Genomic DNA, 7,617 nt, shown 5'->3' on the forward strand with positions numbered 1-7,617 from the left:
GGTGGGGGAAACCCCCAGTGCGGAGCGCCGCGGCGGCGCGGCAGGCCGCCAGGCCGGAACGGCGGCGCGGCGTGCCTCCGCGCGGTCATAGGATTGGGCCCGCAAACCCCGCCCGCGACGAGCAAGAGGATCGCCACATGCCTGGCATCACGCGCGAGGAGGTCGCCCACCTCGCCCGGCTGGCGCGTCTGGAGCTGACCGACGAGGAGCTCGACCACTTCGCCGGACAGCTCGACGACATCATCGGCGCGGTCGCCCGCGTCGCCGATGTCGCCGCCGAGGACGTTCCGCCGACCTCCCACCCGCTGCCGCTCACCAACGTGATGCGCCCCGACGAGGTCAGGCCGAGCCTGACCCCGCAGCAGGCGCTGTCCGGCGCGCCCGCGCAGGAGCAGCAGCGTTTCAAGGTGCCGCAGATCCTGGGGGAGGAGTGACCACCGTGGCCGATCTGAACCGTCTCACCGCCACCGAGTTGGCCGCCCGCGTCGCCGCGGGCGACGTCAGCGCCGTCGAGGTCGCCGAGGCCCACCTCGCGCGGATCGACGCCGTCGACGAGAAGGTGCACGCCTTCCTGCACGTGGACCGCGAGGGCGCGCTCGCCCAGGCCCGCGCCGTGGACGAGAAGCGGGCCAACGGCGAGCCGCTCGGCCCGCTGGCCGGGGTGCCGCTCGCGCTCAAGGACATCTTCACCACCGAGGGGGTGCCCACCACCGTCGGGTCGAAGATCCTGGAGGGCTGGATCCCGCCCTACGACGCCACCGTGACGAAGCGTCTCAAGGCGGCCGGCGTCGTCATCCTCGGCAAGACCAACATGGACGAGTTCGCCATGGGCTCGTCCACCGAGAACAGCGCGTTCGGCCCGACGGGCAACCCGTGGGACCTGACGCGGATCCCCGGCGGCTCGGGCGGCGGCTCGGCGGCGGCGCTCGCCTCGTTCCAGGCGCCGCTCGCCATCGGCACCGACACCGGCGGCTCGATCCGCCAGCCGGCCGCGGTCACCGGCACCGTCGGCGTCAAGCCGACCTACGGCGGGGTCTCCCGCTACGGCATGGTGGCCTTCTCGTCCTCGCTCGACCAGGGCGGCCCGTGCGCCCGCACCGTGCTGGACGCGGCGCTGCTGCACGAGGCGATCGCCGGCCACGACCCGTTGGACTCCACGTCGATCGACGCGTCCGTGCCGCCCGTCGTGGAGGCCGCCCGCACCGGCTCGGTGGCCGGGCTTCGGGTGGGCGTCGTGCGGGAGTTCCGTGGCGAGGGCTTCCAGCAGGGCGTGCTGAACCGCTTCGACGAGTCGGTCGAGCTGCTGCGCGGGCTCGGCGCCACCATCGTGGAGCTGTCCTGCCCGTCGTTCGACAAGGCGCTCGCCGCGTACTACCTGATCGCGCCGTCCGAGTGCTCCTCCAACCTGGCCCGCTTCGACGCCATGCGGTACGGCCTGCGCGTCGGGGACGACGGCACCAGGTCGGCCGAGGAGGTCACCTCGCTGACCCGCGAGTCCGGCTTCGGGCCCGAGGTGAAGCGGCGGATCATGCTGGGCACCTACGCCCTGTCCTCCGGCTACTACGACGCCTACTACGGCAGCGCGCAGAAGGTGCGCACCCTGGTCGCCCGCGACTTCACCCGCGCGTTCGAGCAGGTGGACGTCGTGGTGTCGCCGACCACGCCGACCACGGCGTTCCCGATCGGGGAGCGGGTAGACGACCCGATGGCGATGTACCTCGCCGACCTGTGCACCATCCCGGTGAACCTGGCCGGCAACGCCGCGATGTCCCTGCCCTGCGGTCTGGCCGACGAGGACGGGCTTCCGGTGGGTCTTCAGATCATCGCTCCGGCGATGGCCGACGACCGGCTGTACCGCGTCGGAGCGGCGGTGGAGGCCGCGTTCCAGGCACGCTGGGGACATCCGATCCTGGAGGAGGCACCCGCGCTATGAGCATTGGCAAGAAGAAGCCGAAGTCCAAGGCCAGCACCTACCTGTCCATCGGCACCACGCTGTTCGGCGTGGTCAGCGTCTCCCGCCAGCTGCGCGAGGCCCGCAGTGAGGGCGACAAGCTCAGGCTGGCCGACGCCCTCGTCTCGGCCGCCTCGATCGTCACCGGCGTCGCGCTGCTCGCCCGCGAGCTGCGCCGGATGGCGCAGGACGAGGGCGGCGTCCTCGCCGACGAGCGCGACTGAGCCGCGGTACGCCACGCACGCATCCGGAAGGTACTTCTCCCGTGACCGTCACTGACCTGGTGTCGTACGAGGACGCGCTCGCGTCCTACGACCCCGTCATGGGCCTCGAGGTCCATGTCGAGCTCGGCACCAAGACCAAGATGTTCTGCGGCTGCGCCACCACGCTGGGCGCGGAGCCCAACTCGCAGACCTGTCCCACCTGCCTCGGCCTGCCGGGCTCGCTGCCGGTCGTCAACGCGACCGGCGTCGAGTCCGCCGTTCGGATCGGTCTCGCCCTCAACTGCGAGATCGCCGAGTGGTGCCGCTTCGCCCGGAAGAACTACTTCTATCCGGACATGCCGAAGAACTTCCAGACCTCCCAGTACGACGAGCCGATCGCGTTCGACGGCTACCTGGACGTCCAGCTGGCCGACGGCGAGGTCTTCCGGGTCGGCATCGAGCGCGCCCACATGGAGGAGGACACCGGCAAGTCCACCCACATCGGCGGCGCGACGGGGCGTATCCACGGCGCCTCGCACTCGCTGCTCGACTACAACCGGGCCGGTATCCCGCTGATCGAGATCGTCACCAAGCCGATCGAGGGCGCCGGCGCCCGCGCCCCCGAGGTGGCCCGGGCCTACGTCGCCGAGCTGCGTGAGCTCATCAGGGCGCTCGGCGTCTCCGAGGCCCGGATGGAGATGGGCCAGCTGCGCTGCGACGTCAACGTGTCGCTCCGGCCGCACGGCCGGGAGGCGTTCGGCACCCGCAGCGAGACCAAGAACGTCAACTCGCTGCGCAGCGTGGAGCGCGCCGTCAGGTTCGAGATCCAGCGGCACGCGGCCGTGCTCGGCGACGGCGGCACGATCGTGCAGGAGACCCGGCACTTCCACGAGGACAACGGCACCACCACCTCGGGCCGGGTCAAGGAGGAGGCGGAGGACTACCGCTACTTCCCCGAGCCCGACCTGGTGCCGATCGCCCCCGAGCGCGAGTGGGTGGAGCGGCTGCGCGCCGAGCTGCCCGAGACGCCGCTGGCCAGGCGGAACCGGCTGCGCGAGGAGTGGGGCATCTCGGCGCACGAGATGCAGTCGGCGCTCAACGCGGGCGCGGTCGAGCCGATCATCGCCACCATCGAGGCCGGCGCCGACGCGGCGGCGGCCCGCAAGTGGTGGCTGGGCGAGCTCGCCCGGCGCGCCAACGAGCAGGGCGTCGAGCTCGCCGCGCTGCCCATCACCCCGGCGCAGGTGGCCAGGGTGGCGGCGCTGGTCGCGGCCGGCGAGCTCAACGACAAGCTGGGCCGCCAGGTCATCGACGGCGTGCTGGCGGGCGAGGGCGACCCGGACAGCATCGTGGAGAAGCGGGGCCTGCGCATCGTCAAGGACGAGGGCGCGCTCGGCGCCGCCGTCGACGAGGCCATCGCCGCCAACCCGGCGGTCGCCGACAAGGTGCGGGGCGGCAAGACGGCCGCCGCCGGCGCGCTGGTCGGCGCGGTGATGAAGGCCACCAGGGGCCAGGCCGACGCGGCCCGGGCCCGGGAGCTCATCCTGGAGCGGCTCGGCGTCACCGAGTAAGGCCCCCGCGCCGCCTCTGAGGCGGCGCGAGGCCGCGTCTAAGGCCCCCGGCGATGCGCCGGGGGCCTTCGCGCTAAGCAGCCGGGCGCGCCGGAACGCGGCGATCGCCCGATGCGCGCCGGCCCCCTGGGAGAGGAGCGTGGGAACTGCTGAGAGGCAGCCGAATCCCAGGGAGGGAACCAGAATGACCGGACTCGAGCAACATCTGTGGCACGAGCTCCACCGACAGCGCGCCGCCGACTTCGAGCGGGCGGCCGAGGAGAACCGGGCGGCCAGGGCCGCCCGGGACAGGGAGCGGCGCACCGGGGAGGCGGAGGAGCCGGCGTCCGCGCGGAGCACGGGGCGCCGCGGCCGGATCGCGGTGGCGTGACGGCGCGGCCGGCGGCCGGTCCTCTGCCCAGCGCGATAAGCGGTACCGGGCTGTCGGCCCGGCATGCCATCCTCGGTGTCGTGGAGAGTCGTCGGGTCAGTCCCGTGTTCGTGGGCCGCGCCGGCGAGCTGACCGAGCTCACGGCCGGGCTCGCCCGCGCCGGGCGCGGCGAACCCCAGGCGTATGTGATCGGCGGCGAGGCCGGCATCGGCAAGTCACGCCTGCTCGACGAGGTGCTGGCGGCGGCCAGGAGCGGCGGCGCCGTCACGGCCGTCGGCTCCTGCGTCGAGCTCGGCGCGGACGGCCTGCCGTTCGCGCCGGTGGCCGCCGTGCTGCGCTCGTTGCACCGGCAGCTTGGCGCGGAGCTGGCCGAGGCGGCGACCGGGCAGCTCGGGGAGTTCGCGCGGCTGCTGCCCGAGCTCGGCGACGAGGCCCGCCCGGCCTCCGGGGACGCGCTCGACCGGATGCGGCTCTTCGAGCTGACGGCCCGGCTGCTGGAGCGGCTCTCGGCCGACCGGAGCCTCGTGGTGGCCATCGAGGACCTGCACTGGTCGGACCGCTCGACCCGGGAGCTCCTGGCGTACCTGTTCCGCTCGGTGCAGCGCAGCCGCCTCGTGCTGCTCGCCACCTACCGCGCCGACGACCTGCACCGCCGCCACCCGCTGCGCCCGTTCCTCGCGGAGCTCGACCGGCTGCGCTCGGTCCGGCGGATCGAGCTGTCCCGGCTGAGCGACGCCGAGGTGCAGGCGCAGATGGCGGGGATCACGGGCGGGGCGCCGGATCCGGCGCTGGCCCGCTCGGTGTTCGAGCGCTCCGAGGGCAACCCGTTCTTCGTCGAGGAGCTGACGGCCAACGGCGGCGCCGGGCGCGGCCTGAGCGAGTCGCTGCGCGACCTGCTGCTGGTGCGGGTCGAGGCGCTACCGGAGGGCGTCCAGGAGTTGTTGCGGATCGCGGCCGAGGCGGGCTCCTCGGTGGAGCACGCGCTGCTCGCCCAGGTGGCGGGGCTGCCGGAGCCGGAGCTGCTGGCCGCGCTGCGGGCCGCCGTCGGGGCGTATCTGCTGGTGCCCACCGAGGACGGCGACGGCTACCGCTTCCGGCACGCGCTGATGCGCGAGGCCGTGGTGGACGACCTGCTGCCGGGCGAGCGGGCCAGGCTCCACCGCCGCTTCGCGGAGGCGTTGGAGGCGGGGCACGGCCTGGTGCCGGCCGGCGAGCGGGCCGCGCGGCTCGCGAGCCACTGGTACCACGCGGGGGACGGGGCCAGGGCGCTGCCCGCGGTGCTGGAGGCCGCGACGGAGGCGGGCCGGCGCTACGCCTACGCGGAGCAGCTGCGGCTGCTGGAGCGCGCGATCGAGCTGTGGGACACGGTGCCGGGGCCGGTGCTGGCGGGGCTGCGTCCGGTGGAGCCGATCTGGGCCTACCCGGAGTCCGAGGCCCCCGGCCGGCCGGTGGACTACCCGGACCTGCTGGCCGAGGCCACCATGGCCGCGGTCCTCTCCGAGGAGAAGGACCGGGTGCTGACGCTCAGCAGGCAGGCCCTGCGCGTCCTGGACGCGCGCGCCGAGCCGCTGCGCGCCGCCTGGTTCTGGCTGCAGCGCTCCCGGGGGCACGGCGGCCTCGGGCGGAGCGACGGGCAGGCCGAGCTGGACCGGGCCAAGGAGCTGGTGCAGGGGCTGGCCCCCTCGGTGGTGCACGCCCAGATCCTGGCGCAGGTCGCGGCCCGCAACTCGCTGGACCTGCCGAGCCCCGAGATCTTCGAGACGGCGGAGCGCGCGGTCGAGATGGCCCGACTGGTGGGCGCGGAGCGCACCGAGCTGTACGCGCGGTTCACGCGGGGCTGCCTACTGGCCGACTCCGGGGACGTGGCCGGCGGCCTGGCCGAGATGAGCGCGGTGATCGAGCGGGTCATCGAGGGCAGCGACGTCAGCCTGATGTCCCGCTCGCTGGTCAACTACGCGGCCACGCTGGGCGAGGTCGGCGAGTTCCAGCGGGCGAGCGAGGCGGTGGCGCGCGGCATGGAGATCGCCGACCGCTACGACCTGCGGGAGGCCAGGGGCTGGCTCTCCGCCAACCACGCCGAGGCGCTGATCGCGCTCGGCCGCTGGCCGGAGGCGGCGGCGGAGGCCGCCGCCGCGCTCCGCCAGTCGCGGGACCCCAGGCCGCGCGCCGGCGCCCGGCTCGTCGCCGCGCACCTGGCGCTGTTGCGGGGCGACGTCCCGGCGGCCAGGCGCGACCTGGCCGCCACCCGGGCGGAGATCCACACCCCGGACCTGAACCCCGGAATGGCTGTGAACCTGGCCCGGGTGGAGGTCGAGCTGGCCGCGGCGGAGGGCCGGATCGCGGACGTCAGGTCGGCGCTGAGCGCCGCCATGTCGGCCGGCTTCCCGCCCTTCACCGCCTACCACGCCTGGGAGGTGTTCCTGGCGGCGGCCACCGCCGAGGCCGAGAGCCGCGGGCTGCCGGCGGCCGAGGCCGGTCGGCCGGCCGCCGTCGCGGCGATCCGGGCCGCGATGGCGTTCGCGCCCCGTGCGATACCGGTGTGGGCGGCGCTCGGACGCCTGGTCGACGCCCAGTTGAAGCGGGCCGAGGGCCGGCCGGCGGAGGCCCGCTGGGCGGAGGCGGTCGAGGCGCTCGAACCGTTCGAGCTGCCCCACCACCTGGCCGTCGCCCGGCTCGGCTGGGCCGAGGCATTGCTGGCCGAGGGCGGCCCCCAGGCGCGCGAGCGGGCCGTGGAGCCGCTGCGGCAGGCCGGGGAGACCGCCCTCGCGCTGGGCGCGGCGCCGCTGCGCGAGCGGGTGGCACGGCTGGCGGCCAGGGCCGGGCTCTCGCTGCTGCCGCCGGAGCCGGCCGAGCCCCCCGCCCCGGCCGACTCCTTCAACCTCACCCCCCGCGAGCGGGACGTGCTGGCCCTGGTGGCCGTCGGCCGCAGCAACCGGCAGATAGCCGAGGAGTTGTTCATCTCGCCCAAGACGGCGAGCGTGCACGTCTCCAACATCCTGGCCAAACTCGACGTCACCGGCCGGGGCGAGGCAGCGGCCCTGGCCCACCGGCTGCGCCTCGTGCCGGTGCCGGCCGAGCGTTAGGCACTCCCGGAAGAGGTGGGCGCGGCGGCGGTCGGCGCCGCCGCCGCGCCCGGTGGGGGGTGGCGGTCCTCAGGCCGTCGCCACGCAGGAGCCGAGCGTGGGCGCGGTCCAGTTGCCGTTGGCCATCACGGTGAAGCCGAAGCTGGTCGAGCCGCCCGCCGACAGCGCGCCGTTGCCGTTGGGCCGCATGGTCATCACCGTGCCGGTGCCGTCCCAGCTCGGGGAGCCGTTCCAGGTGGTCGACACCTGCTGGGGTGAGCGCAGGGTCACGGTCACCGTCCAGCCGCTGATCGGCGTCGAGCCGGCCGTCACGGTGACCTGGCCGTTGAACCGGTCGCCCCAGCGCTGGGTCTCCGCGTAGGTCACCGAGCAGCCGGCGCTCCCGCCCCCCCCCCCCCCCCCCCCCCCGCCCCCCCCCCCCCCCCCCCCCCCCCCCCCC

7 protein-coding genes are annotated in these 7,617 nt (G+C 74.8%); 6 read left to right on the forward strand and 1 reads right to left on the reverse strand.

The genetic code is table 11. The features are described 5' to 3' along the window. Window positions 1–137 precede the first annotated feature (137 nt). The 6 genes from gatC (at window position 138) to RNC47_RS35385 (ending at window position 7,178) form a co-directional block, all read left to right on the forward strand. Window positions 138–434, forward strand: coding sequence for an Asp-tRNA(Asn)/Glu-tRNA(Gln) amidotransferase subunit GatC (gene gatC / locus RNC47_RS35360; RefSeq protein WP_311604903.1), 297 nt, complete (start codon window positions 138–140; stop codon window positions 432–434). Between the two features lie 5 nt (window positions 435–439). After that, window positions 440–1,933 (forward strand): Asp-tRNA(Asn)/Glu-tRNA(Gln) amidotransferase subunit GatA, encoded by a 1,494-nt coding sequence (gene gatA, locus RNC47_RS35365; protein WP_311604904.1) that lies wholly within the window; start codon window positions 440–442, stop codon window positions 1,931–1,933. Beyond that, a complete protein-coding gene (locus RNC47_RS35370; protein ID WP_311604906.1) occupies window positions 1,930–2,175 on the forward strand; it encodes a hypothetical protein in 246 nt (81 codons plus the stop codon). Before gatA ends, RNC47_RS35370 begins: the two co-directional genes overlap by 4 nt. A gap of 41 nt (window positions 2,176–2,216) precedes the next feature. Beyond that, complete coding sequence (gene gatB / locus RNC47_RS35375; protein WP_311604907.1) at window positions 2,217–3,725, forward strand: Asp-tRNA(Asn)/Glu-tRNA(Gln) amidotransferase subunit GatB; 1,509 nt, start codon at window positions 2,217–2,219, stop codon at window positions 3,723–3,725. A 184-nt stretch (window positions 3,726–3,909) separates the two neighbouring features. Beyond that, entirely contained in the window at window positions 3,910–4,095 is a 186-nt protein-coding gene (locus RNC47_RS35380) for a hypothetical protein (protein ID WP_311604909.1), read from the forward strand. Between the two features lie 80 nt (window positions 4,096–4,175). Next, the gene (locus RNC47_RS35385) at window positions 4,176–7,178 is read left to right on the forward strand and encodes a helix-turn-helix transcriptional regulator (RefSeq protein ID WP_311604910.1); all 3,003 of its coding nucleotides are present in this window, start codon (window positions 4,176–4,178) and stop codon (window positions 7,176–7,178) included. 69 nt (window positions 7,179–7,247) lie between these two features. On the opposite strand, the gene RNC47_RS35390 is transcribed toward RNC47_RS35385, so the two are convergent. After that, window positions 7,248–7,544, reverse strand: coding sequence for a cellulose binding domain-containing protein (locus tag RNC47_RS35390; RefSeq protein ID WP_311604912.1), 297 nt, complete (start codon window positions 7,542–7,544; stop codon window positions 7,248–7,250). Window positions 7,545–7,617 lie beyond the last annotated feature (73 nt).

The organism is Streptomyces millisiae, assembly GCF_031845425.1.
Classification (GTDB): Bacteria; Actinomycetota; Actinomycetes; order Streptomycetales; family Streptomycetaceae; genus Streptomyces; species Streptomyces millisiae.

Coding starts and splice junctions, on each gene's coding strand:
- gatC (WP_311604903.1), top strand. CDS start 138: ATGCCTGGCATCACGCGCGAGGAGGTCGCCCACCTCGCCCGGCTGGCG.
- RNC47_RS35370 (WP_311604906.1), top strand. CDS start 1,930: ATGAGCATTGGCAAGAAGAAGCCGAAGTCCAAGGCCAGCACCTACCTG.
- RNC47_RS35380 (WP_311604909.1), top strand. CDS start 3,910: ATGACCGGACTCGAGCAACATCTGTGGCACGAGCTCCACCGACAGCGC.